Source organism: Streptomyces sp. CA-106110, assembly GCF_050936285.1.
Taxonomy (GTDB): domain Bacteria; phylum Actinomycetota; class Actinomycetes; order Streptomycetales; family Streptomycetaceae; genus Streptomyces.
This window is the reverse complement of the sequence record NZ_JBNJNB010000001.1, coordinates 9,814,607-9,838,193: the sequence shown is the minus strand read 5'-3', so window position 1 is coordinate 9,838,193 and position 23,587 is coordinate 9,814,607. Positions and strand designations below refer to the sequence as shown.

Genomic DNA, 23,587 nt, shown 5'->3' with positions numbered 1-23,587 from the left:
CCGTCTACGGAACCCGCTGCCCCTTGCCCAGCGCGATCACCCCGTCCTTGGACACCGTGTACAGCTCCGCGTCCCGCTCCGGGTTGACACCGATCGTGGCGCCCGGCGGCACCTCGACGTTCTTGTCGAGGACGGCGCCGCGCACGATCGCCCCCCGCCCGACGTGCACGTTGTCGTGCAGTACCGACCCCTGGACGACGGCGCCCGGGTCCACCACGACGCCCGGCGACAGCACCGAACGCGTCACCTGGCCCCGGATCAGGCATCCGGCGCTGATGATCGACTCGCTGGCGATCCCGCCCGCGTTGAAGCGGGCGGGCGAGAGCTGACCGGAGTGGGTGTAGATCGGCCAGCTGCGGTTGTAGAGATTGAAGGCGGGGCGCTCCGCGATCAGGTCCATGTGCGCCTCGTAGTACGCGTCCAGGGTGCCGACGTCCCGCCAGTAGCCCTGGTCGCGGCTGGTCTCGCCGGGCACGTGGTTGGCGCTGAAGTCGTAGAACTGGGCCTCGCCGCGGTGGGTGAGCGCGGGCAGGATCGAACCGCCCATGTCATGCACGGAGCCCGGGTCCTCGGCGTCCCGCTGGAGTGCCTCGATCAGCGCCTTGGTGGTGAAGATGTAGTTGCCCATCGAGGCGTAGACGCACTCGGGGTCGTCGGGCAGACCGGGGGGATCGGCGGGCTTCTCCAGGAACCGCTCCACGCTCTGGCCGTCCGTGCCGGGGCTGATCACGCCGAAGGACGAGGACTCGGCGCGCGGCACCCGTATCCCCGCGACGGTCACGCCGGCGCCGCTGTCGATGTGCTGGGCGAGCATCTGCCGGGGGTCCATTCGGTAGACGTGGTCGGCGCCGAACACCGCGACGTACTCGGGCTGTTCGTCGTAGATCAGGTTCAGCGACTGCAGGATCGCGTCGGCACTGCCGAGGTACCAGCGCGGGCCCAGCCGCTGCTGGGCCGGGACGGGGGTGATGTAGTTGCCGAGCAGACTGGACATCCGCCACGTCGTGGTGATGTGCCGGTCCAGCGAGTGCGACTTGTACTGCGTGAGCACGCAGATGCGCAGGATGTCGCCGTTGACGAGGTTGGACAGGACGAAGTCGACAAGGCGGTAGGTACCGCCGAAGGTCACGGCCGGTTTCGCGCGGTCAGCGGTCAGCGGCATCAGCCGCTTCCCCTCCCCGCCGGCCAGTACGATTCCCAGCACCGAAGGTCCACCGCGCCGCATGCCGCCGCCCCTCTACGCCCGGTTGTTCCGCTCTCTGTTCACTTACTGCCCTGTTCGAGGACTTCCTCGTACAGGCGAACCGTGCGGCGGGCCACCGTGTCCCAGCCGAACTCCCGGACCGCGCGCTCGCGTCCGGCCTCACCCATGCGCTTGGCGGCCACCGGGTCGGCGAGGACGGAGTCGAGGGCGCGTGCCAGATGCTCCTCGAAGTCGTCGTCCACGTCGACCAGCAGACCGGTGCGGCCGTCGTCCACGACCTCCGGAATGCCGCCGGTGCGCGAGGCCACCACGGCCGTGCCGCACGCCATGGCCTCCAGGTTGACTATGCCGAGCGGCTCGTACACCGACGGGCAGGCGAACACGGCGGCGTGGGTGAGGAGCTGGATCACCTCGGGACGCGGCAGCATCTTCGGGATCCAGTGGACGCCCTCGCGGCTCCGGCTCAGCTCCTCGAACAGGTCGCGGAACTCGCGGTCGATCTCGGCCGTGTCCGGCGCACCCGCGCACAGCACGACCTGGACCTCGGGGTCGATGTTCCGCACCGCGCGCAGCAGATGGGGCACGCCCTTCTGGCGGGTGATACGGCCGACGAACAGGACGTAGGGGCGGCTCGCGTCGATGCCGAGACGGGTGAGGACGTCGGTCCCGTGGTCCGGCTGGTACAGCGCGGTGTCGATGCCGTTGTGCACCACGTGGACCCTCGCCGGGTCGAGGGCCGGGTAGCAGCCGAGGATGTCCTCGCGCATGGCGCCGGAGACGGCGATGACGGCGTCGGCGGCCTCGATCGCGGTGCGCTCGGCCCAGCTGGAGAGGGCGTATCCGCCACCGAGTTGCTCGGCTTTCCAGGGGCGGAGGGGTTCCAGCGAGTGGGCGGTCATCACATGCGGGATGCCGTACAGCAGCTTGCCGAGGTGGCCGGCGAGATTGGCGTACCAAGTGTGGGAGTGGACCAGTTGGCGGTCGTCGAGGACGGCGGCCATGGAGAGGTCGACGGAGAAGGTGCGCAGGGCGTCGTTCGCGGTGTCCAGGGCGGGCCACGGTCTGTGGCGTATGACACCGCCCGCCCCGCCCTCGCCCCAGCAGTGCACGTCCAGGTCTGTGAGGGCGCGCAACTCCCGGGCGAGGAACTCGACGTGAACGCCCGCGCCGCCGTACACGTCCGGCGGGTACTCCCGGGTCAGCAAGCCCACACGCACCCGGAACCCCCTGTCTCAGCGGCTGGTTCCCACATGGTCACCCACATACCCCGGTTGCGGAAGACCATCCGTATCTCAGTCTCGGCCCGGTGGGCGGTCGAAGCAGCAGTCGCCGCACACCGCGCCGCCCGGCAGCCGGTAGTACAGGCAGCAGCTGCGGCGCCGTCCGGTGGCAGGATCGAGGGTCCCGGCCAGGTCGGGATGGGCGAACAGCCCGGCGGCCAGCGCGCGGGCCCGCTCCCCCACCTCGGTACGGCCGTGCGCCCGCGCCCACTGGACGATCATGCGCGCGCTGCCCGCGAGGGCGGAGCCCGCGTTGCCCCACAGCAGCCCTGCGGGCAGGCGGTGGCGTGAACTCAGGGCGGCCGCGAGCGGGACGAGGTGGCCCTCGCGTACCACCGAGTCCAGCGCCTCGGCAGGCAGCGGGCGCACCTCGCTCAGCCACAGGTCCTCGGGCGCGCTGCCGTCCGGATCCCAGTGCAGCAGCCGGGGATCGAGGTCGGGCACCCGCCCGTACAGCGCGGCGCAGCCGAGGGCGACGGAGCAGAGCCGGGCCGCCAGTCCCAGGTGGGCGATGGAGGCGGCGACCCGGGCTTCCGGCGCGCGCAGGCTCCGGGCGACCTTGCGGGTGCGAAAAGTCAGCGGATCCCCGTGAACATCGGCTGCGGCATCGAGTGCGGCGGGTGCGTACGCCTGTGCGAGGGTGGGCAGCGGGCCACGCGGCGGTTCCCCGGTGCGCAGTACGAAGAAGCCGCCGAGTCCGCCCAGCGCGCCGAGTTGGGGGTCGACGTCCACGAAAGTCAGTAATACCAAGCTGTCCAGGGGCTTCAACCAGGGGGGATCCCGGCATTGTCACCCCTCTTGGGGAGGAGTGGAACCCGGTCGTACTCCATCGGCAGTACGACCCGATGCGTGCTCAGGTACGACGACGGGAAGAGCCGCGCACGGCATCGTGTTCATCATGGAAGCCGACTGTTCGCTGCGCCGGGCTCCCCGCCCCGGCCCCGCGCGAAGGAGGCGCTCGTGAGCGCCCTCGCGTTGTCCGTAGTGCTGTCGTTCGTCTCCGCCGTGGCATACGCGGGCGGGGCGATCGTGCAGGAGCGGGTCGCCGAGTCCTCGCCCGGCCAGGCGTACGCACCGCTGCGCCGGGCCGCCTGGTGGGGCGCCATCCTGCTGAACGGTCTCGGTGGGCTGCTGCACGTGGTGGCGCTCGCCTACGGTCCTCTGAGCCTGGTCCAGCCGCTGGGCGCGCTGACCATCGTGTTCGCGTTGCCGATGGCGGCGCTTTTCGTCGGCCGCCGGGCCGGGACGACCGCCTGGCGGGGCGCCGTCATGGCGACCGTGGGCCTGGCCGGTCTGCTGGCCCTGGTCGGTACCTCCGACGCCCGGTCCCTGGACAACGCCCAGCGCGTGCTGGTGGGCCTGGTCACCGCCGGCGGCGTGGTGGCGCTGATGGCCGCCGCCCGCGCCACGCAGCGGCATCCGGCGGTGCGCAGTGTGCTGCTCGCGGTCGCCTCCGGCGTCGCGTTCGGCATGTCGTCGGTGTTCACGAAGACGGTCGCGGTGGACTGGACGAGCGGGGTGCTGCTCGCGGATCTGCCGAGCCTGGCCGCGATAGGCGTGTTCGCGACGGCCGGCCTGCTGCTGTCGCAGGCCTCCTACCGGGGTGCGGGCCTCGCGGCGCCACTCGCCACGCTGACCGTGGTGAACCCGGTGGTCGCCGCCGCAGTCGGCATCACCTTGTTCGGGGAGGCGTTCCGCTACGGCACGACGGGGACCGTGCTCGCACTCACCTGCGGGGTCGGCGCCGCGGGCGGCCTGATCCTGCTGACCACCGAGCGGATCGACAGCGAGCACCGCGCGGCGATGGCCTGCGACCTCGTGCCGGGAACCGGCGCGGAACCGGAACCGCGCCGGGAAGCGCTCGTCCCGGTACCCGCGCAGGCTCCCGCCCCGGCCGAGGAGGAGGCGTTCGTACCGCCGCCGGTCCACGAGGGCCCGCACGAGGACCCGGTGGCGGCGGACGGCGGCCCGGCCGTCCCGTACAGTGCCTTCTACGGGGGGCCGTTCGTGCCCCTGCCCATGCTGGACCGGCACCGGGTCCGCATCAAATCCTGACGCCACCCGCCCGGAGGTAGGCGACCGGATCGATGTCGCTGCCGAACCCGGGCCCCGTCCGCACCTCGAAGTGGAGATGCGGACCCGTGCTATTGCCCGTGGACCCGGAGCGGCCGATGCGCTGACCCGCCAGCACGCTCTGCCCGTCCTTCACGGAGATCGCCGAAAGATGGGCGTACTGCGTATAGCGGCCGTCGGCGTGCCGGACGACCACCTGGTAGCCGAAGGAACCGCCCCAGCCCGCGCTGACGACCTGGCCCGCCGCCACCACCTTCACCGACGTACCGGTGGGCACGGGGAAGTCGACACCCGTGTGGTAGCCCTTCGACCATGCCGTCCCCGCGGCGTGGTAGGGCGTACCCATGGCGGCATGGACCGGGGCCACCATGTCGTGGGTCGTGGCGCTCCGCCCAGAACCGGTCTTCTCGGTCGAGGACTTGTGGGCCCGCGGGTGCGTCGCCTCCTTGTGGGCCCGAGGGTGCGTCGCCTCTTTGTGCGACGGGGCCTTGGCGCCCAGGCTCAGCCGCTGTCCCGGCAGGATCAGGTCCGGGTCGGCGCCGACCGTTCCCCGGTTGGCCGCGTACAGCCGCTGCCAGCCGCCCTGGACGTGATGGGTGTCGGCGATACCGGAGAGCGTGTCGCCGCGCACCACGGTGTACATCTCGGCGGTGCCCGCCCGGGACTGGGGCGTCGTCTGCGGTGTCACGTCGCGGAGGGCGTGCTCGGTGGTCCGCGTCGAGGAGGCCGAGGTGCCGGTTCCTGGAGCGGCACCGGTGGGAGTGCCGCCGCTCGAAGGAAGTTGAGAGTGGTGGGTGAGACCGGCGTGTCCGGAGCAGACCGGCCAGGCGCCGGGGCCCTGACCCTCGAGGCCCTTCTCGGCCACGGCGATCTGCTGGTCCTTGGTGGCGAGGTCCGCGCGCCGGGCGTACGCCGTGCCGCCGTAGGCCTCCCAGGTGGACTGGGTGAACTGCAGGCCGCCGTAGTAGCCGTTACCGGTGTTGACGCTCCAGTTGCCGCTCGACTCGCAGGCGGCGACCTTGTTCCAGGTGTCCACGTCGGCCGCGTGCGCCACGCCGGCGCCGATGAGCGGGATCGCCATGCCGGCGCCCCCCGCCGTGACGGTGAGCGAGGCCCGGTTGATCCTCGTCGGCTGATACCGGCGGTGCCGGCCGCGTGCGGCCATGGAGACCCCCTCGACATGCGCCAGGAGGAGAAAAAGTAAGGGCGGCGAACTGGCCATGACAAGACGGCTATCGGCCGCTTCGTCCCGCCAACTGACCGGGAATCGGCCCCTCTTGCCGATGCGGCGAACCGTCGGGACGGGCGGACGTCGCCCGCAGCGGGGACACGCGGATGTGCGACGGGCGTACCGGCACGTCAGGATGGTCACCGGGCGATACTGACGACCACGCCAGACACCACACCCCCCGAGGATGTGTTCGGAACCGAACCGGCACCCCCGATTCCAGGACTTCTAGGAGCCAACCGCTATGAGCACTTCAGCCCAGATCGGCGTCACGGGACTCGCGGTCATGGGCCGCAATCTCGCCCGCAACTTCGCGCGCAACGGCTACACGGTCGCTCTGCACAACCGGACCGCGTCGAGGACGCACGACCTCGTGAAGGAATTCGGGCACGAGGGCGACTTCGTGCCGACCGAGACCGCGGAGGACTTCGTGGCGGCGCTGGAGCGGCCGCGGCGCCTGATGATCATGGTGAAGGCGGGCACGCCGACCGACGCGGTGATCCAGGAGTTCGCCCCGCTCCTGGAGCCCGGTGACATGATCATCGATGGCGGCAACGCGCACTTCGCCGACACCCGCCGCCGTGAGAAGCAGCTGCGCGAGCAGGGCATCCACTTCGTCGGTAGCGGTATCTCGGGCGGCGAGGAGGGCGCGCTGCACGGCCCGAGCATCATGCCCGGCGGATCGAAGGAGTCGTACGCCTCCCTCGGCCCGATGCTGGAGAAGATCGCCGCGAAGGCGAAGGACGGCGCACCGTGCGTCACGCACATCGGCCCGGACGGCGCGGGCCACTTCGTGAAGATGGTCCACAACGGCATCGAGTACGCCGACATGCAGCTGATCGGCGAGGCGTACCAGCTGCTGCGCGACGTCGCCGGCTACTCCCCCGCCGAGATCGCGGAGATCTTCCGCACCTGGAACACCGGCCGCCTCGACTCGTACCTGATCGAGATCACCGCCGAGGTGCTGTCGCACGTGGACGCGGCGACGGGCAAGCCGTTCGTGGACGTGGTCCTCGACGAGGCCGAGCAGAAGGGCACCGGCCGCTGGACCGTGCAGATGGCGCTCGACCTCGGCGTACCGGTCTCCGGGATCGCGGAGGCGGTGTTCGCCCGCTCGCTGTCCGGCCACAAGGCGCTGCGCGAGGCCTCGCGGGGCCTGGTGGGGCCGAAGGCCGCGCCGCTCGGCAAGGACGAGGCGGCGGCCTTCGCGGACCGCGTGGAGCAGGCGCTGTACGCGTCGAAGATCGTCTCGTACACCCAGGGCTTCCACGAGATCACCGCGGGCAGCGACGAGTACGACTGGGACATCGACCTCGGCAAGGTGGCCTCCATCTGGCGCGGCGGCTGCATCATCCGCGCGGCCTTCCTGGACCGCATCCGCGCCGCCTACGACGCCCGCCCCGACCTGCCGAGCCTGCTGTCCGACGAGACCTTCGCGCAGGAGATCGCGGCGGCGCAGGACGACTGGCGCGAGGTCCTCGTCGCCGCGACCCGCCAGGGAGTCCCCGCGCCCGGTTTCTCCGCGGCGCTCGCCTACTACGACGCCCTGCGCGCCGAGCGGCTGCCCGCCGCGCTGACCCAGGGGCAGCGGGACTTCTTCGGGGCGCACACCTACCGTCGGACGGACCGCGAGGGCTCGTTCCACACACTGTGGGGCGGGGACCGGTCCGAGGTCGAGGCGTAACGGCCGCACGCCACCCGTGACGGTGACCCGGAACGCGGGTCACCGCCGCGCCGGCCGAGGCGTGCTCACTTCAGGGGCGGCCCCGGTTCGGGCTGGGGCACGGGGTCCGGGCCCGGCGGTTCAGGGATGGGGGAAGGCGGCGGCTCGGGGGTGGGCCGCTCAGGGCCGGGCACCGGTTCGGGTCCCGGCTGCGGGCGGTCGGGGCCGGGCCCCGGCGGTGCCGGGGGCACGGGGTGCGGTCCGGGAGGCACAGGTTCGGGTCCGGGCGGCTCGGGTCCCGGGCCCGGCGGAACCGGTTCCGGTGTGGGGCCCGGGTCAGGGGTCGGCTCCGGTCCCGGAGTCGGTCCCGGTCCGGGAGTCGGTCCCGGCTGTACGGGATCGGGGAGCGGGCGGGTCATCGTGTCCTCCAGCCATTCGGTACATCGGCCCTGGACTTGTCCCCCGGGTACCCGGGCCCCCCGCAGGCACTCACCCCATAGCGGGACGGGAGGACGGCCGGGCGGGGTACGTCGCGGCGACGGCGGCGGCCGCCGCGAGGCCCGGCTCGGGGCTCGACAGCACCGGGACGGCCGTGGTGGTCAGCCGGCGCGCCGGGGCCATGGACGCCTGGGCGAGGACGATGGCGTCGGCGTCGGTGACCGTGTCGGCGGCGTCGGCCACCCTGCGGAGGTATCCCTCGACGTCACCCGTCTCGAAGCGGTGCCAGGCGCCCTCCACGAGCAGTGGGCGCACCTCGACCGCCCTGCCCGCCGCCTCCTCCTGGATCAGGGCGGACGTCGGCCCCAAGGTGCTCTCCACGGCGGCGATCACGGTGATGCGGGGGCCGGCCGCGACCGCCGCTGCGGCCATGGGCCGGTCCACGCGCAGCACGGGCACACCCACGTCCACGCCCTCGGCGACCCCGCCGATGGTCGAGCAGGTGCACAGTACGGCGCGGGCACCGGCCGCGACGGCCCGCGCGAGCAGGTCCCGGATGTCGCCGGCCACGGCGTCGGGGCCCTGCACCCGCGCCCCGGCCAGCAGGTCCTCCGCCACGAGGTGCGTCAGCGCGAGCCCCGGATGGGACCGGTCACGCAGTTCCTCGAAGACCGGGACGTGCACGGGCGAGGTGTGCAGCAGGGCGAGTGTGCCGTGGGTGCCGCTGTCGCTCACGGTCGGTTCCCCTCCGCCGGTCAGGCCGTGACGGCCTGCGGGCTCCGCTCCTGGTCCGAACCCGGTACCGGGGCGGACGGGTCCGTGCCGAGTGCCACGATCCGGTTGTCGCCGTCCACGTGCACGACCCGGGGCCGCAGGCTCCTCGCCTCGGCGTCGGACACCTGGGCGTAGCTGATGACGATCACCAGATCGCCGGGGTGCACGAGATGGGCCGCGGCCCCGTTGATGCCGATGACACCGGAGCCGCGCTCACCCTCGATGACATAGGTCTCCAGCCGGGCGCCGTTGGTGATGTCGACGATGTGGACGAGCTCCCCCGGCAGCAGATCGGCGGCGTCGAGCAGGTCGGCGTCGATGGTCACGGATCCGACGTAGTGCAGGTCGGCCTGGGTGACGGTGGCACGGTGGATCTTGGACTTGAACATGGTGCGCAGCATGCAGTGCTCCTAGTGGTGGCTCTCTGCCTGCTCTGTGCAGGTCAAAGGCGTGCGTTCACTCTACAGCGGCGGATTTGAGTGCCTGCCGTGCCGCACTCACCGCTGGAGCCGTCCCCATTCAGGCACATTCGCCGGTCAGGGCAGCGTCCACCACCGGACCGTGACGAGGTAGAAGACGACAGCCCAGAAGGCCATCGCCACAGCGACGACACCGAGACCACGGAGGTTGGTTCTTGCCGCCGGTTCGTTCGGGGGTGGCCGCAGCCACCGCCCGAGCAGCGGGTTCACGTAGTAGGGCATGGTCAGGAAGCTCATGATGAAACTCGACAGCAGGTTGCCCACGAGCAGGCCGATCCAGAGCGGCATGTGCAGCGGGGACAGAGCGAGCGTCAGCAGCACGACAGTCGGGTACAGGCCGACCCAGATGGCGAGGGAGGTCCTGGTCTCGGAGGGCGGCGGCGGTGCCTCCTTGCCGTTGCCCTCGAAGGCGAACCAGCTGCCGAACGAGTTGTCGATCGTGTGCAGCTTGAAGTCGCTGAACTTCTCACCCTCGGCCAGGACCTCCTGCCGTTCGGGCGACGTCAGCCAGGCGTCGAGGTGCTCGGCGCTGTCGTAGCGGTACAGCGTGGTCCATTCCTCCTGAAGCCCCTCGATGGGGCGGAAGAGCTCGGTCCCGCGAAACCCCTCGAACTTGCTCTCCTCCTGGACCATGTGGTGCTGCCAGTCGAGGAAGTCGTCGACCTGGTTCGGGGGGACGCGATGGGTGACCACCACGGTGACCAGCGGATCCAGTGACTGGCTGCCGCTGCTGACCACCTGCTGGGTCGCCGGCCCGTCGAAGTACTTGGCCCCGACGTCGAGATATGTCTGCCTGGTCCCGCTGTTGATCCACGCCTGAAGATGCGCCACCGAGTCGAACCGGTACACGACGACCCAGTCGGGTTGCAGCGGTGTCGGCGGGGAGATCTCGGCGCCGAGGAAACCGGGGTAGTAGGCGGCCGCGGCGTTGAGGTCCTCCTGCCACGACTCGAACTCCCGATCAAGCCCGGGCAGGACCTTCTGACCGATGATCGCCGTCGCCGCGGCGGCTAGGTTCTTTTCGGTGTTCATGCGGCTCAACCTGTCGACACCGACTGCTCCGCAGGGAGTCGGCCGTAAATGCGTTCCGGAGTCAGCGGCAACGCACGGTAGCGGACGCCTGTCGCGTCATGCACCGCGTTCGCGAGCGCGGGGGCGACCGGGTTGATACAGCACTCGGCCATCCCTTTCGCCCGCATGGGCCCCGTCGAATCCGCCGAGCTCACCAGGAGGACCTCGGTACGGGGGATGTCGGCGTAGGCGGGGATGCGGTAGTTCCGGAGGTTCGGATTGACCATGACGCCGTTGTCGTCGACGTGATGGTTCTCGGTCAGCGCGAAGCCGATCCCCTGCGCGACACCGCCCTCCACCTGTCCCCGGACCTGCGCCGGGTTGATGATCACTCCGGCGTCCGCCGCATGCACGCTGTACAGGATCCGTATCTCACCCGTCACGCGGTGCACGGCGACCCGGAACCCCTGTGTGTTGGAGGTGACGCTCCGGGGCGAGCCGTACGCCTTGCGTGCGGCGGTGAATCGGATTCCACGCGCCCGGGCCGGCGCGACGAGTTCGGCCAGCGACACCCGCCGGTCCCCGCAGACGACACCGTCGTCGTCCATCACGCACATCACGACGTGGACGCCCGTGTGCGCCGCGGCGAATTCCAGGATGCGGTCGCGCACGGCGTTGGCCGCCCGCAGGACCGCGTTGCCCGCCACGAAGAGGCCGGCGCTCGCGAAGGCACCGGTGTCGAATCCCGTGCGGTCGGTGTCGGACTGCACCAGACGGATCCGCGAGGGCGTCGTGCCCAGCTGGTCGGCCGCGATCTGGACATGGGCCGTGGAGGTTCCCTCCCCGAACTCGGCGGTCCCGACGGCCAGTTCGTAGATGAGGTCGTCGCCCAGGGTGACCCAGGCCTCGGAGAGGTGTTCCGTCGGGGGCGCGGTCTCGTGCAGGGAACTCGCCACGCCGGCTCCGACGAGCCACTCGGGGCCGGGAGGCGGCCGGTCGGCCGCACGGGCCAGGGCGTCGCCGACCAGGTCGATGCACTTGGCGAGTCCGTCCTCGGTGAAGACCACGTCGTCGGGGCCGTCGTGCAGGGCCACCAGGGGCTCGCCCGGCCGAACGATGTTGCGCCGGCGCAGTTCCAGCGGGTCGATGTGCAGGGCGCGGGCCAGTTCGTCCATCGCCGACTCCACCGCGAACGCCGGCTGCGTCATCCCGTACCCGCGCAGCGCCCCGCTCGGCACGGTGTTCGTGTAGACGGAGTACGCGTCGTACTTCTTGTGGGGGCAGCGGTAGATCATGACGGCGGCTCCGCCCGCGTACAGCGTTTCGCCGCCGTGGTTCCCGTAGGCGCCGGTGTTCGACACGTTGCGTACCTGGAAGGCGGTGAGCGTTCCGTCGGCCTTCGCGCCGAGCTTGACGGTCAGGGTCATCGGATGCCGCGGCGAGGCCGTGGTGAACTCCTCCTCACGGGTGTACTCGAGGCAGGTGGGCCGTCCGGTGTCCAGGGTGGCAAGTGCGACCAGGTCCTCGGCGATCACCTCCTGCTTGCCGCCGAATCCGCCGCCGACGCGCCTGCAGAACACCCTCACCTGATCCGGGCGCAGCGCGAACAGGTACTCCAGTTTGACCTTCGCGATCGACGGTGACTGCGAACTGGTGCGGACGTTCAGCCGACCGTCCTCCATCCAGGCGATGGAACCGTGGGTCTCCAGGTGCGCGTGCTGCACCCGCGGTGAGAAGTACGTGCCTTCGTGGACCACGTCGGCTTCAGCGAATCCTGCGTCGACGTCGCCGATGTGCGAGTGAAGTTCGAGCAGGATGTTGTGGACGGGGTCGCGGACGAACGGATCGTGGGAGCCGTGCAGCTGGGGTGCGCCGTCGGCCATCGCCGCCTCCGGGTCGAACACCGCCGGCAGCACCTCGTAGTCGACCGCGAGACACCGGCAGCCCTCCTCCGCCGCCCCGACCGTGTCGGCCAGGACCGCGGCGACGCGCTGGCCGGCGAAGCGGACCGTGTCGTCGAGGATGCAGGTGTCGTCCGGGTCGACCAGGTGGTCGGTGTGGATCGCCGTGGTGAAGTGTCTGCGGGGTACGTCTTCCCAGGTGTAGACCCGGTGCACGCCGGGCACCGCGAGGGCGGCGCTCTTGTCGATCGAGAGGATCCGGGCGTGCGCGTGGGGCGAGTGCAGCACTTTGAGGTGCAGCATGCCGTCGATGTGCGTGTCCATGGTGAACTCGGCGTGACCCGTCACCACGTCGTGGCCCGCGGGAGCGCCGATGCTCGTCCCGACGGCCTTGCCCGGTGCTGCCGTCTCCACCGCACTGACGCCCTTCACGGCGTCCTCGATCGCCCGGTATCCGGTGCAACGGCAGAGGTTGCCCTTCAACGCCCGTGGCAGATCCGCCTTCTGGTCCTCGGTGAAGGTCGCCGACGTCATGATCATCCCCGCGGTGCAGAAACCGCACTGGAACCCCGGGGCGTCCTCGAACTGCCGCTGCATGGGATGCAGGGCGCCGGGCCGTCCAAGTCCCTCGATCGTGGTCACCTCCCGGCCCTCCGCGCGGAACGCAGGGGTGATGCAACTGTGTACGGGTGTGCCGTCCAGCCACACCGTGCAGGCGCCGCAGTCGCCCGCGTCGCACCCCTTCTTGACGCCGAAGTGGCCGAGCTCGCGCAGGAAGGTGCGCAGGCACTGGCCGGGGGCTGGTTCCCGGTCGAATGCCTTGCCGTTCACGATGTAGCTCATGCCAGGTCCCCAGCCGTGAGTTCCCGGCAGATCTCTTCGGCGAAGTGCCGTGTCAGATGCCGACGGTGGTCAGGGGTTCCGTTGGGATCGGCGAACCAGACGTCGGCAGGCACGGCGTCGATGCTCTGCCGCAGGGTTCGGGCATCGGGCAGAGAGTCGAAGACGATGCGGACGGGCCGTGTGGTACCGGCCGTGACGGTGAGCACCAGGTCACTCGCTCCCAGCCGTTGCGTGCCGACGAGAAACACCGTCGAACGGCCGAGCCGGGTCAGCGCGAAGCGACGGTGCGCGGTGCGTTTGCGCAGCGCGTGCTCCGGAATGGTGATGCGTCGGAGGATCTCCCCGGGGGCGAGAACGTTGCGGTGGTCGCCGGTGACGAAATCGAGGGCGTCGACGAAGCGCACGGAGCCATCGGGCGCCCACAGTTCGTACTGGGCCTCCAACGCGACCGTCAGCGTGATCATCGGGCCGGCGGGCAAGGACATGCAGATATTTCCGCCGACGGTCGCCGCGTTCCAGACTTTGAACGAGGACAGGAATGCCTCACAGCTTTTCCGGAAAAGAATTCCAGCGGTCCAGCCCTCCGGCCATGGGAAGGCGTACAGGTCGCGGACAGTGCATGTGGCGCTGATCTCCAGGCCCTTGTCCGTCGGAACAAGGGGCTCCCAACGCAACGCCGTCAGGTCGATCAGCCGTCGCAGGTCCGGCTGCTCCGTGGAATAGAGCCATGTTCCGCCTGCGAGCCAGGCGTCACCATCGCGCCAGTCCATGCCTGGCCGCTCGGACGGTCGCCGGACTACTTCGGTGATGGTGTTGAGGTCCATGAAAGCCGACCCACGGGAAACGGAATGCGGGAAGACAACTGTCCCTGGCACTGCTGGAGTGGATTTCCTGCTGATCGAGCAGGTGTTGGCCGCCATCCCGCACCGTTCGGGGCGGCTGAGCCGCGAGGGACCGGCGGGCCCAGAATCGTGCGTCATCAGCTTATCGCAGTATGTGGACGAGGGCCTGGCTGAGGACAGCTCAAAGTAGCCGACCCACCCCGGACAGTCACCCTGCTCGTCGGGGTCGCATCGTCCTGCGGCACGCATACCGCCACTGGGTGTCCCGTACCGAGTCGTCCGTCCTCGCCGTATCACTTCTTCTTCAGCGCGGACGGTTTGTGCACCGCGGATCTGCGACGTGGCGCTGTAGCCGCACCGGCCGGCCCCACCGGCCCGGCGTTCGCGGCGCGGTCATGTCGCGGTGTTCCGCCGCCACAACGGCGGAACACCGCGCACCGGACAGTGAACGACTGCCGTGTCCGGTCTCATCGCCCGTCGTCATCGAGGGGCCTGTCCCGACGATGGGAGCCGTAGAACTCGCTCTGCCGCGACATGATCTCGCGCATCGAGGTGCCGCGCGGAACCCCGTAGACCGTTCCGGGGAAGTCCAGTTCCCGTTGCACGGCCCAGATGTCCTCGTGCCGGTCGGGAGAGATCAGCCGGGCCGGGTCGCCCACGGCGATCCAGCCGATCGGCACGACGGTCCCCGGCTCGAGCCGGGAATTGGCGTGCACCACCCCGTTGATCCGCACCTCGGCGCCGGCGCCGACGACCGCCCCGGGGAAGAGGGAGGCGCCGGTGGCGAGGAACTCCTCGTCCTCCAGGCGTGCCCCGTTGACGTGCGCGTGCGGTCCGACCATCACGGCGTCCCCGATCTCCGCGGGACGCCCCGACCGTCCGCGCACCAGCGCGTTCTCCATCACCACGGTGTTCTCCCCGACCGTGACCTCTCCGTCCTCCGAGGTCAGCACCGCACCGTGCAGCACACGCGCACCCTCGCCGAGGACAACGGCCCCGCACAACGTGGCGGAGGCCGCGACATAGACCGAGTCCGGTACGACAGGCCTGCGGCCCCGGTGCTCGATCAGCATGTATATCCCCTCCAACGCAAGCACCGGCCCATCACCGGCAGAGACCAGCCGTCTTCCCCGCCCCCGCCAGGCAGAGGATCGCCTGCGCCGTGTCCGCGGGCACCTCCCGGGACGAGACTCCGGGTAGCCCTCGCCCGGTGCCCGAAACGCCCCTGGTCTTCACGCAGAGCGTCCCTTCGGGGGTGCGAACCGGGTGAGAACGGGAGCGACCGCACTCTGCGACACCCCCGGCGATGTGACGTCACTCACAGTTTCGAACCTAGCCGAACGACATCTGCGCAGCTCACGGGGCACTGGTGAAGGATTCGGAGCAATCGGGAAAATACGGAACATTGGTTCTCGTCTCATGGCAGGCGTTCGCTGTTCTGTATGGCCCACGAGATAGCGACGGCCTTGCTCCCCTTGGGTTCTAACGCTTGTCGCAACATTCCTTGATCATTGTGGAGTGTTGATGGCGAGGCGGGGACGTAAGCGCAGGCTGGAGCTCGAGGCCGAGTACTGGCGCCTTCTGGCGGCCGGGGTGGGCAGCGTCGAGGCGTGCAGGCGCCTTGGGATCGGGCGCAAGACGGGCTACCGATGGCGGGCGGAGAACGGCGGCCTGCAACCGGACTATCTCCCGGAAGCCTCACGTTCGGGCCGGTACTTGTCGCTGTTGGAGCGTCGGAGGATCGCCTCGTTGCGTGGTCGCGGCCTGGCGATCCGGGAGATAGCCAGCCTGCTCGGACGGGCACCGTCGACGGTCAGCCGGGAGTTGCGGCGCAACAGCCGTCCACACGACTACGGCAGATACGACGCCGACCTGGCCCACCACCGCGGCCGCGAACGGGCCGGACGTCCCCGACGTTCCAAGCTGTCCACGGATCCCGAGCTCAAAGCAGAGGTTCAGTCCAAGCTGGACATGGAGTGGAGCCCTGAGCAGATCGCCGCCCATCTCAGGACCCGCTGGCCCGACCGTCCCGAGCGGCACCTCTGTCACGAGACCATCTACCGAGCCCTCTACCAAGGTGCCAGGGGTGGCTTGAGCAGGACCCTCACCAGGAAACTTCGCACCGGCCGGCCGCTGAGAAAGCAGCGCCGCCGCCCCGACCAGCGCATGCCCCGATTCGTTGCACCCGCCGTCCTCATCGACCGTCGGCCACCGGTCATCGAGCTGCGCGAGCGTCTCGGTGACTGGGAGGGCGACCTCGTCGTGGGCGCCCGCAGCCAGTCCGCTGTCGCCACGCTCGTCGACCGGCGAACCCGCTATCTCCGCCTGGTCCCGCTGCGGGAGGGGCACTCAGCCGGCCAGTTGCGTGACGCCCTCATCGCCGCCCTCAGCATGCTGCCGGAACGGGCGCGTCGAAGCCTCACCTGGGACCAGGGCTCCGAGATGGCCCGTCATCATGAACTCGCGCCCTACTTCATCGACGGGATCTTCTTCGCACGCCCCGGCAGTCCCTGGGAGCGAGGGACGAATGAGAACACGAACGGCCTGATCCGGCAGTACCTGCCCAAGCGCACGAACCTGTCTCTGCACACCCCTGACGACCTCCGTGTCATTGAGCACCGGCTCAACAATCGACCCGCAAGACACTGAGTTGGCAGACCCCGGCTCAGGCATTCGCCGCGGCTCTGGCACTCTGAGCCTGCACCGTTGCGACGATCATGCGAATCCGCCCCCGTCTTTTTCGCCCTGCTGCTCGGCTACGGCGCGGGCAGGCGCGGAGTCATCGACAACCAGAACGTCTCCTCCATCAACCACTTGGTGATGACGTTCGCCATTCCGGTCTCGCTGTTCGTCTCGATCTCCTCGCAGAAGCGGTCCGGCATCACCTCGCACGGCGGATTCATCGCCGTGACCGTCATCTCCATGCTGGTCGTCTACGCGGTGACGCTGCCGCTCCAGCTGAAGGTGTTCGGAGTGGGCACGGGTGCGGCCGCGGTGCAGTCCCTCACCATCGCCTTCCCGAACTACGCCTCCATCGGACTGCCGCTGTCCGCCGCCGTCATCGGTGCCCAGGGGGCCGTCGCCGTGGCGATCGCCATCGCGCTCGGGTCCATGACCATCTCGCCGCTCACGATCGCCCTGCTGGAGGGCGCCAAGCTCGGCCCTGACGCGCCGGGCTCCACGCTCTCCCGCTTCGGCTCCGCGCTGGGCAGGTCGGTCCGCAAACCGATCTTCCTGGCCCCGGTGCTGGCCTTCGTCCTGGTCCTCGCGGGTGTGCACATGCCCGACCTGGTCGAAGAGACCCTGACCCCGATCGGCATGGCGGGCGCGGGCGCGGCCCTGTTCCTGACCGGTCTGATGCTCTCCGCACAGAAGGTGACCTTCGGCCCCAACGTGGCCTACGGCATCGTCATGAAGAACGCACTGCTGCCGCTCTTCGCGTGGGGGCTGTGCGTCCTCTTCGGTCTCGGCCGGCTCAACACCACGGAGGCCGTCCTGCTCACCGCGATCCCCTCCGGATTCTTCGGGCTGGTCTTCGGCGCCCGGTTCGGCGTCCGGCCCAAGGTGTCCGGCTCCACGCTGATGCTCTCGACCGTGGCGGGCATCGTCTCGCTCTCGGTGGTCATCGGCCTCCTACCGCAGCACGTGTGAGCCCGGTTCCGCCGTCCTCGGCTCCTCCGGGCCAAGGCCCTGCCGCCGCCCCTCGGCGGCAGGTGCAGACCGCCCCTCCCGTCGAAAGGCCCTGTCACAGCAGAACCGAAAGGATTCCCATGGCGCACGACTCCACCGCCCGTGTCTGGGACACCCGCCGCGCCGACAAGACGCGGCGCCTGGCCCGGGTCTCCCCCCTCGCCTCGGGCAAGGTCGTCCCCACCGAGAAGGCGACCGACGCGCTCGAAGCCCTCCTCGAACCCGGGGACAAGGTCATCCTCGAGGGCGACAACCAGAAACAGGCCGACTTCCTGTCCCGCTCGCTGGCCCGCGTCGACCCCGAGCGGGTGCACGACCTGCACCTGCTGATCTCCTCCATCTGCCGACCCGAGCACCTCGACCTGTTCGAGGACGGCATCGCCGGCCGGACCGACTTCGCCTATGCCGGTGCCCAGTCCACCCGGATCGCGCAACTGCTGGCCGACGGCAAGATGCAGGTCGGCGCGATCCACACGTATGTCGAGCTGTACGGGCGGCTGTTCGTCGACCTGATCCCCAAGGTGGCCCTGGTCGCCGCCAACGCCGCCGACCGGGACGGCAACCTCTACACCGGTCCCAACACCGAGGACACCCCGACCCTCGTCGAGGCAACGGCCTTCCGGGACGGCATCGTCGTCGCCCAGGTCGACGAACTGGTCGACGGCACGCAGGACCTGCCCCGCGTCGACATCCCCGGAGGCTGGGTCGACCTCGTCGTCCCCGCCGACCGGCCGTACCAGATCGAGCCGCTGTTCACCCGCGACCCGCGCCACATCACCGAGGTGCAGATCCTCATGGCGATGATGGCCATCCGCGGCGTCTACGAACGCCACCAGGTCACCAGCCTCAACCACGGCATCGGTTTCGACACCGCCGCCATCGAGCTGCTCCTGCCGACCTACGGCGAGTCCCTCGGCCTGCGGGGCAAGATCGCCAGGAACTGGGTGCTCAATCCCCATCCCACGCTCATCCCGGCGATCGAGTCCGGCTGGGTGGAGTCGGTGGTCGCCTTCGGCGGTGAGGTCGGCATGGAGGAGTACTGCGCCCGGCGCCCGGATGTCTTCGCCACCGGCCGCGACGGCAGCCTCCGTTCGAACCGCATGCTCGGCCAGAACGCCGGTCACTACGCGGCCGACTTGTTCATCGGCGCCTCCCTCCAGATCGACCGGGACGGCAACTCGTCGACGGTGACGCACGGCCGGCTCTCCGGCTTCGGTGGCGCCCCGAACATGGGCGCCGACGCGCGGGGCCGCCGTCATGCCTCACCCGCCTGGCTCGACCTGGCCCACGGCGAGGACGACGTCCTGCGCGGACGCAAACTGGTGGTGCAGGTCGTGGAGACGTATGCCAAGGGCGGTGTCCCCAAGCTGGTCGAAGCCCTGGACGCGGTGGACGTGGGAAAGTCCGCCGGGCTGCCCGTCGCCCCGGTGATGATCTACGGCGACGACGTCACACACGTCATCACCGAGGAGGGCATCGCCTACCTCTACAAGGCCCGCGACCTTCAGGAGCGGCGCGAGGCACTGGCCGCCATCGCAGGCGTCAGCCCGATCGCGGGCAAGCACGACCCGAAGCGTGAGGAACGGCTGCGGCGGGACGGCCTCATCGCCACTCCCGCCGATCTCGAGGTCAGCCCTTCCGACGCCAAGCGGTCCCTGCTCGCCGCGAAGTCCATCGACGACCTCGTGACCTGGTCGGGCGGCCTGTACAACCCGCCGGCCACGTTCCGCAGCTGGTGAGCGCCGCCATGACCCTCGCGCTTCCGATCGCATCGCCAGGCGTCCTGGCCGACAAAGCGATTCAGGCACTCATCGATGAAGCGACCCTCACCCCCAAGCCCGGCCTGGTCGACAGGCGGGGTTCCGGTGCCCACCACGACATGGACCTGGACCTGTTGCTCGCCTCCGCCGTGAGCCTGCGCGACGGGTTCGCCGGCATGGCCGAGGCCGCCCGGCGCATCGAGGTCCCGGGCCCCGAGCTGCGCGGCGAACTGGCCCGTATCGGGCGGGCGGCCGAAGTCCGGATGCTCAAAGTCACCGGCGGCGTCAACACACACCGCGGCGCGATCTGGACGCTCGGCCTGTTCACCGCCGCGGCCGCACTGGGCGCGCCGGACCCCTGCCGTACAGCCGCGTCGATCGCCTCACACGCCGATCCCGCGGCACCCGGCCTCGCGCTCAGCCACGGAGCGCTGGCCCGGACCCGCTACGGCAGCGGCGGGGCCCGCTCCGAAGCGGCCGACGGCTTCCCGCACGCCCGCCTCGCCCACGCCACCCTGCGCGACACGCGGGCGCGGGGCGCCGGTGAGACCCAGGCCCGGCTGGACGCACTCATGGCGGTGATGGCCTCGCTGGAGGACACCTGCCTGCTGCACCGCGGTGGCCGCGAGGGCCTGGCGCTCGCCCGCATCGGGGCCCGCCACGTCCTGCGCGCCGGCGGCACCGCCACTCCGGCCGGCCGCGCCCGGCTCGCCGCACTGGACGCCGCGCTCACCGCGCGCCGCCTCTCCCCCGGCGGCAGCGCCGACCTGCTCGCCGCCGCTCTCCACCTGGACTCCCTCGACTCGCCCTGCCTTTGATGGAACTGACGATGGAACAGATCACTCACACGTTCCCCGGATCCACACCGCTCACTCGCCGCGCCCACGTCGGCGTCGTCGGGTCGGGCGACCTCGAAGTGCTCATCGAACCCGCCGACAGCGGGGCCATCGTCGAACTGCGCACCAGTGTCGACGGGTTCGGCGGCACCTGGCAGGCGGTCCTGGAGCGCTTCTTCTCCCGTACCGATGTCGCCGCCAAGGTCCAGATCAACGACTTCGGGGCCACGCCCGGCACCGTCGCGCTCCGTCTCGCGCAAGCAGTGGAGGCCGCCAAGTGAGCACCCGAACCGGCGTTCAGGCCGTCACCATCGCCGACGCGTTCACCGAGCTCTCCGCCCGCGACCGCGCCGGCGCCCTCCTCGACGAGGGCAGCTTCCGCGAACTGCTGGGCCCCTTCGACCGGCTGGAGTCCCCGCACCTCGCACCGCAGGGCATCGTCCCGCAGAGCGACGACGGCGCCGTGGTCGCCCGGGGCACGATCGACGGCCGACGTGCCGTGGTCGTCGCCCTGGACGGCAGGTTCCAGGGCGGCGGCATCGGCGAGGTCAACGGCGCCAAGCTCGCCGGCAGCCTCGAACTCGCCGCCCAGGACTGGGAGAACGGCACCCCCGTCCGTCCCGTGCTCCTCCTCGAGACCGGCGGCATCCGCCTGCAGGAGGCCAATCTCGGCCTGCTCGCCATCGCCGACATCCACGCCGCGATCGTGCGGCTGCGGCAGTACACGCCGGTCGTCGGCGTCGTGGCGGGCATGGTCGGCTGCTTCGGCGGCATGGGCATCGCCGCCGGGCTGTGCAGCGACCTCGTGATGACCCGTCAGGGCCGTCTCGGCCTCAACGGTCCGGAGGTCATCGAGCAGGAGGCCGGGGTCGAGGAACTCGACTCCCGGGACCGGGCCCTGATCTGGTCCGTGATCGGCGGCGAGCAGCGCACGGCGGTCCGTCTGGCCGACCGGCTGGTCGACGACGACACGACCGCGGTACGGGACGCCGTGCGAGCGGTGTTCGGGGCCGGCCGCGCCGCCGCACCGCGCAGCGACCGCGTCGACGAGGCGCTCGCCCTCCTCGGTTCCCTCGACCCGGCCGTTCGGCTCACTCCGCAGGACCTACGGGACAAGGTGAAGGGACAGGCCAAGTGACCACCGTGCATTCCCGAGGCCGCGACTGGTTCGAGCGGCTGACCGGCACCACCGGCGGACCCATCGGCTCCGTCCTGTCCGCCGAGGCCGATCTCGGCGGCGAGCAGGCCGTTTTCCTCGCCGTCGTCCCCGATTCGGCCGGCAGGTTCCCGCGCGCCCACGACGGCGAGGTCGGCCTGGAGGAGGGCTGGAACCTGGCCGCCGAGATCCGCAGGACGGTCGCCGCTGACGCGGACGGCACGGCCAAGCGGCCCGTCATCGCCGTGGTCGACGTGCCCAGCCAGGCGTACGGCTACCGCGAAGAGCTGATCGGCCTGCACCAGGCGCTCGCCGGGGCCACCGGCGCGTACGCCACCGCCCGACTCGCCGGGCACCCGGTCGTCGCCTTCGTCGTAGGCGAGGCCATCTCCGGCGGGTTCCTCGCGCACGGCCTGCAGGCGTCCCGCCTGGTCGCACTGGACGACGACGCGGTCCAGGTGCAGGTCATGAGCAAGCAGTCCGCGGCCCGGATCACCCGCCGTACGATCGCCGAACTCGACGAGGTGGCCAAGAAGGTCCCGGCCACCGCCTACGACGGCGCCTCCTTCGCCAAGCTCGGCGCCCTGCACCGACTGCTGCCCGGCGACGCCGACGTCACAGCCGTCCGCGAGGCGCTGGCCGAAGCGGTCGCGGACGCCCGCGAGGGCCCGCGCGACCTGTCCACCCGGCTTGCCTCGCCCGAGGCGCTGACGTCCCGTGCCGCGTCCATCGAGGTACGACGGCGTCTGGCCGCCGCCTGGGAGGGCTGACGATGACCGGCGACCTGCGGACCGCCGGCCTCGCGGACGACGTGGGACCAGCGCCGCATGACCTGCTGCGCCTCAGGGGCCCCGGCTGCCTCGTCCCCGCGCCGTGTACGGAGCCGGCCGTGCCCGCCTGGGTCCTCGAGAGCCTGGAGCGCACGCCGTGGGTGGTTGTGCGCCGTGCTCGGCGTACTCCCGTCGTGGTGCCCGTCGGGGTACGCGGATCCCGCCGGGGACAGCGCTGGGCGGCGTATGTCGCGTCGAGCGCCGTACGCGAAACAGTCCGCCCCGAGCAGCTGACCACCGTACCCGCCCCTCGTGATCTGCCGGTCTTCCGCGCGGTGGCCGCGCTGGAGAGTATGGAACGCCCGCACTGGGCTACCGCCTGGGGGCCAGGCGGCAGCGCCGGTTTCGAACTTGCGACGGGCCGTCCGGCGGCGCGGGCCGGCAGCGACCTGGACCTCGTCGTACGGGTGCCGCATCCCGTTCCGCCCGGCGGCGTCGCCGGGCTGCTCGCGGCTCTCGCCGGCCTGCCGGTCCGCGTCGACGTCCAACTCCAGTCCCCCTGGGGCGGGTTCGCCGCCGCCGAATACGCCCGCGGCACCGGTGAGGTGCTGATGCGCACCGACGCCGGCCCCTTTCTCGTCGTAGATCCCTGGCGTCGTCCGGAGCCGCGATGAGCAGCGTCTTCCTCTTCCCCGGCCAGGGCGAGCAGTTCCCCGGCATGCTGCACGACCTGCCCGCCCACCCGGCCTCCGCGGCGGCCCTCGACGACGTCTCCGCCGCACTCGGCCATGACGTCCGCACCCATGACGACGAGCGCGCCCTGCGCTCCAACGCCTCAGTGCAACTGGCCCTGTTCGCCGCCGGTGTCGCCTCGTGGCGCACCCTGGACGCCCTGGGTGGCCGCCCCGACTACGTCGCCGGGCACTCGAGCGGGGCCTTCGCCGCCGCCGTCGCCTCGGGCGCGCTCGCCCTGCCCGACGCGGTCCGGGCGGTACGGGTCCGGGGGCACGCCATGGAGTCGGCGTACCCGCACGGATACGGCATGGGCGTGGTCCTCGGCCTCGACGAGCAGACCGTGATCCGTCTCGCCGAACAGGCCACCCGGCACGCCGAGCCGGTGTACGCCGCCAACGTCAACGCCCCCCGGCAGATCGCCGTCTCCGGCGCCGAGGCGGCCGTCGACCGCCTCCTGGCTCTCGCGCTCGCGCACGGAGCCGTCAAGGCCGAGCGCCTCGCGGTCGACGTTCCCTCCCACTGCCCCCTGATGTCAGGCCCCGAACGGGAGTTGGCCGCCGTCCTGTCCGGTCTCCCGGTGTCGCGCCCCCGCATCCCTCTGGCCGGCAACCGTGGCGGCCGCACGCTGCGCATCGCATCCGCCGTACGCGAGGACCTTGTGCACTCGGTCGCCCACCCGGTCCGCTGGCACGACGCGACCAGCGTCCTCTACGAGCGGGGCGCCCGCCTTTTCGTCCAGATGTGGCCCGGAGACTCGCTGGCCCATCTCGCTCAGGCGGCTTTTCCCGACGTCCGCAGCACGAGCATGCGCGCCGGCTCCCCGGAGCACATCCTTCAATTCGTCCGCAGGGAACGGGAAACGTCGACGATCTGACCTCGGTCGGGCAGGTTCGGTACAGCCGTG

20 protein-coding genes and 2 pseudogenes are annotated in these 23,587 nt (G+C 70.8%); 11 read left to right on the top strand and 11 right to left on the bottom strand.

The window, feature by feature from the left end:
* Positions 1–4 precede the first annotated feature (4 nt).
* The 3 genes from glgC to ACQEXA_RS45440 all read right to left on the bottom strand — a co-directional run bounded on the left by glgC (position 5) and on the right by ACQEXA_RS45440 (position 3,216).
* On the bottom strand, positions 5–1,225 hold the full coding sequence (glgC, locus tag ACQEXA_RS45450) for a glucose-1-phosphate adenylyltransferase (protein WP_432925060.1): 1,221 nt from the start codon (positions 1,223–1,225) through the stop codon (positions 5–7).
* Positions 1,226–1,263: 38 nt separating this feature from the next.
* Entirely contained in the window at positions 1,264–2,421 is a 1,158-nt protein-coding gene (gene glgA / locus ACQEXA_RS45445; RefSeq protein WP_432925062.1) for a glycogen synthase, read from the bottom strand.
* 75 nt (positions 2,422–2,496) lie between these two features.
* Complete coding sequence (locus ACQEXA_RS45440) at positions 2,497–3,216, bottom strand: (2Fe-2S)-binding protein (protein ID WP_432925064.1); 720 nt, start codon at positions 3,214–3,216, stop codon at positions 2,497–2,499.
* Between the two features lie 228 nt (positions 3,217–3,444).
* Here ACQEXA_RS45440 and ACQEXA_RS45435 point away from each other — a divergent pair, with 228 nt between their 5' ends.
* Entirely contained in the window at positions 3,445–4,539 is a 1,095-nt protein-coding gene (locus ACQEXA_RS45435) for a DMT family transporter (protein WP_432925066.1), read from the top strand.
* Here the strand turns inward: ACQEXA_RS45435 and ACQEXA_RS45430 are convergent.
* Positions 4,529–5,248: pseudogene (locus ACQEXA_RS45430) on the bottom strand (M23 family metallopeptidase); the annotation flags it as partial. The gene ACQEXA_RS45435 and the pseudogene ACQEXA_RS45430 overlap by 11 nt on opposite strands.
* Positions 5,249–5,431: 183 nt before the next feature.
* Positions 5,432–5,638 (bottom strand): annotated as a pseudogene (locus tag ACQEXA_RS45425) (transglycosylase family protein); the annotation flags it as partial.
* Between the two features lie 391 nt (positions 5,639–6,029).
* On the opposite strand from ACQEXA_RS45425, the gene gndA reads away from it, so the two are divergent.
* Positions 6,030–7,469 carry an NADP-dependent phosphogluconate dehydrogenase gene (gene gndA / locus ACQEXA_RS45420; protein ID WP_432925068.1) on the top strand — a complete coding sequence of 480 codons (1,440 nt, stop codon included), beginning with the start codon at positions 6,030–6,032 and terminating at the stop codon, positions 7,467–7,469.
* A 468-nt stretch (positions 7,470–7,937) separates the two neighbouring features.
* On the opposite strand, the gene ACQEXA_RS45415 is transcribed toward gndA, so the two are convergent.
* From ACQEXA_RS45415 to ACQEXA_RS45390, 6 genes are all read right to left on the bottom strand, one after another.
* The gene (locus ACQEXA_RS45415) at positions 7,938–8,621 is read right to left on the bottom strand and encodes an aspartate/glutamate racemase family protein (protein ID WP_432925070.1); all 684 of its coding nucleotides are present in this window, start codon (positions 8,619–8,621) and stop codon (positions 7,938–7,940) included.
* Positions 8,622–8,641: 20 nt separating this feature from the next.
* Entirely contained in the window at positions 8,642–9,061 is a 420-nt protein-coding gene (gene panD / locus ACQEXA_RS45410) for an aspartate 1-decarboxylase (protein WP_359391441.1), read from the bottom strand.
* A gap of 135 nt (positions 9,062–9,196) precedes the next feature.
* On the bottom strand, positions 9,197–10,171 hold the full coding sequence (locus ACQEXA_RS45405; protein WP_432925072.1) for an antibiotic biosynthesis monooxygenase: 975 nt from the start codon (positions 10,169–10,171) through the stop codon (positions 9,197–9,199).
* 5 nt (positions 10,172–10,176) lie between these two features.
* Complete coding sequence (locus ACQEXA_RS45400; RefSeq protein WP_432925074.1) at positions 10,177–12,894, bottom strand: molybdopterin-dependent oxidoreductase; 2,718 nt, start codon at positions 12,892–12,894, stop codon at positions 10,177–10,179.
* Complete coding sequence (locus ACQEXA_RS45395; RefSeq protein WP_433132838.1) at positions 12,891–13,718, bottom strand: FAD binding domain-containing protein; 828 nt, start codon at positions 13,716–13,718, stop codon at positions 12,891–12,893. The genes ACQEXA_RS45400 and ACQEXA_RS45395 overlap by 4 nt, the downstream gene beginning before the upstream one ends.
* 485 nt (positions 13,719–14,203) lie before the next feature.
* A complete protein-coding gene (locus ACQEXA_RS45390) occupies positions 14,204–14,809 on the bottom strand; it encodes a gamma carbonic anhydrase family protein (RefSeq protein WP_432925078.1) in 606 nt (201 codons plus the stop codon).
* Between the two features lie 451 nt (positions 14,810–15,260).
* On the opposite strand from ACQEXA_RS45390, the gene ACQEXA_RS45385 reads away from it, so the two are divergent.
* The 9 genes from ACQEXA_RS45385 (at position 15,261) to ACQEXA_RS45345 (ending at position 23,557) form a co-directional block, all read left to right on the top strand.
* The gene (locus ACQEXA_RS45385; protein WP_432925080.1) at positions 15,261–16,385 is read left to right on the top strand and encodes an IS30 family transposase; all 1,125 of its coding nucleotides are present in this window, start codon (positions 15,261–15,263) and stop codon (positions 16,383–16,385) included.
* 57 nt (positions 16,386–16,442) lie between these two features.
* On the top strand, positions 16,443–17,387 hold the full coding sequence (locus tag ACQEXA_RS45380; protein ID WP_433132836.1) for an AEC family transporter: 945 nt from the start codon (positions 16,443–16,445) through the stop codon (positions 17,385–17,387).
* 119 nt (positions 17,388–17,506) lie between these two features.
* On the top strand, positions 17,507–19,165 hold the full coding sequence (gene mdcA / locus ACQEXA_RS45375; protein ID WP_432925085.1) for a malonate decarboxylase subunit alpha: 1,659 nt from the start codon (positions 17,507–17,509) through the stop codon (positions 19,163–19,165).
* Between the two features lie 8 nt (positions 19,166–19,173).
* Positions 19,174–20,004 (top strand): triphosphoribosyl-dephospho-CoA synthase, encoded by an 831-nt coding sequence (locus tag ACQEXA_RS45370; RefSeq protein WP_433132834.1) that lies wholly within the window; start codon positions 19,174–19,176, stop codon positions 20,002–20,004.
* An 11-nt stretch (positions 20,005–20,015) separates the two neighbouring features.
* Positions 20,016–20,303 (top strand): malonate decarboxylase subunit delta, encoded by a 288-nt coding sequence (locus ACQEXA_RS45365; RefSeq protein WP_432925089.1) that lies wholly within the window; start codon positions 20,016–20,018, stop codon positions 20,301–20,303.
* Entirely contained in the window at positions 20,300–21,160 is an 861-nt protein-coding gene (locus ACQEXA_RS45360) for a biotin-independent malonate decarboxylase subunit beta (RefSeq protein ID WP_432925091.1), read from the top strand. The genes ACQEXA_RS45365 and ACQEXA_RS45360 overlap by 4 nt, the downstream gene beginning before the upstream one ends.
* Positions 21,157–21,948, top strand: a complete 792-nt coding sequence (gene mdcE, locus ACQEXA_RS45355) for a biotin-independent malonate decarboxylase subunit gamma (RefSeq protein WP_432925093.1) — start codon at positions 21,157–21,159, stop codon at positions 21,946–21,948. The genes ACQEXA_RS45360 and mdcE overlap by 4 nt, the downstream gene beginning before the upstream one ends.
* 2 nt (positions 21,949–21,950) lie before the next feature.
* Positions 21,951–22,622, top strand: a complete 672-nt coding sequence (locus ACQEXA_RS45350) for a malonate decarboxylase holo-ACP synthase (protein WP_432925095.1) — start codon at positions 21,951–21,953, stop codon at positions 22,620–22,622.
* The gene (locus ACQEXA_RS45345; RefSeq protein ID WP_432925097.1) at positions 22,619–23,557 is read left to right on the top strand and encodes an acyltransferase domain-containing protein; all 939 of its coding nucleotides are present in this window, start codon (positions 22,619–22,621) and stop codon (positions 23,555–23,557) included. Before ACQEXA_RS45350 ends, ACQEXA_RS45345 begins: the two co-directional genes overlap by 4 nt.
* The last annotated feature ends 30 nt before the right edge of the window (positions 23,558–23,587 follow it).

What these genes read in the sequence shown, in the direction of transcription:
- glgC (WP_432925060.1), bottom strand. Translation starts at nt 1,225, where the DNA reads ATGCGGCGCGGTGGACCTTCGGTGCTGGGAATCGTACTGGCCGGCGGG.
- gndA (WP_432925068.1), top strand. Translation starts at nt 6,030, where the DNA reads ATGAGCACTTCAGCCCAGATCGGCGTCACGGGACTCGCGGTCATGGGC.
- panD (WP_359391441.1), bottom strand. Translation starts at nt 9,061, where the DNA reads ATGCTGCGCACCATGTTCAAGTCCAAGATCCACCGTGCCACCGTCACC.
- ACQEXA_RS45405 (WP_432925072.1), bottom strand. Translation starts at nt 10,171, where the DNA reads ATGAACACCGAAAAGAACCTAGCCGCCGCGGCGACGGCGATCATCGGT.
- ACQEXA_RS45400 (WP_432925074.1), bottom strand. Translation starts at nt 12,894, where the DNA reads ATGAGCTACATCGTGAACGGCAAGGCATTCGACCGGGAACCAGCCCCC.
- ACQEXA_RS45395 (WP_433132838.1), bottom strand. Translation starts at nt 13,718, where the DNA reads ATGGACCTCAACACCATCACCGAAGTAGTCCGGCGACCGTCCGAGCGG.
- ACQEXA_RS45390 (WP_432925078.1), bottom strand. Translation starts at nt 14,809, where the DNA reads ATGCTGATCGAGCACCGGGGCCGCAGGCCTGTCGTACCGGACTCGGTC.
- ACQEXA_RS45385 (WP_432925080.1), top strand. Translation starts at nt 15,261, where the DNA reads ATGGCGAGGCGGGGACGTAAGCGCAGGCTGGAGCTCGAGGCCGAGTAC.
- mdcA (WP_432925085.1), top strand. Translation starts at nt 17,507, where the DNA reads ATGGCGCACGACTCCACCGCCCGTGTCTGGGACACCCGCCGCGCCGAC.
- ACQEXA_RS45370 (WP_433132834.1), top strand. Translation starts at nt 19,174, where the DNA reads ATGACCCTCGCGCTTCCGATCGCATCGCCAGGCGTCCTGGCCGACAAA.
- ACQEXA_RS45365 (WP_432925089.1), top strand. Translation starts at nt 20,016, where the DNA reads ATGGAACAGATCACTCACACGTTCCCCGGATCCACACCGCTCACTCGC.
- ACQEXA_RS45350 (WP_432925095.1), top strand. Translation starts at nt 21,951, where the DNA reads ATGACCGGCGACCTGCGGACCGCCGGCCTCGCGGACGACGTGGGACCA.
- ACQEXA_RS45345 (WP_432925097.1), top strand. Translation starts at nt 22,619, where the DNA reads ATGAGCAGCGTCTTCCTCTTCCCCGGCCAGGGCGAGCAGTTCCCCGGC.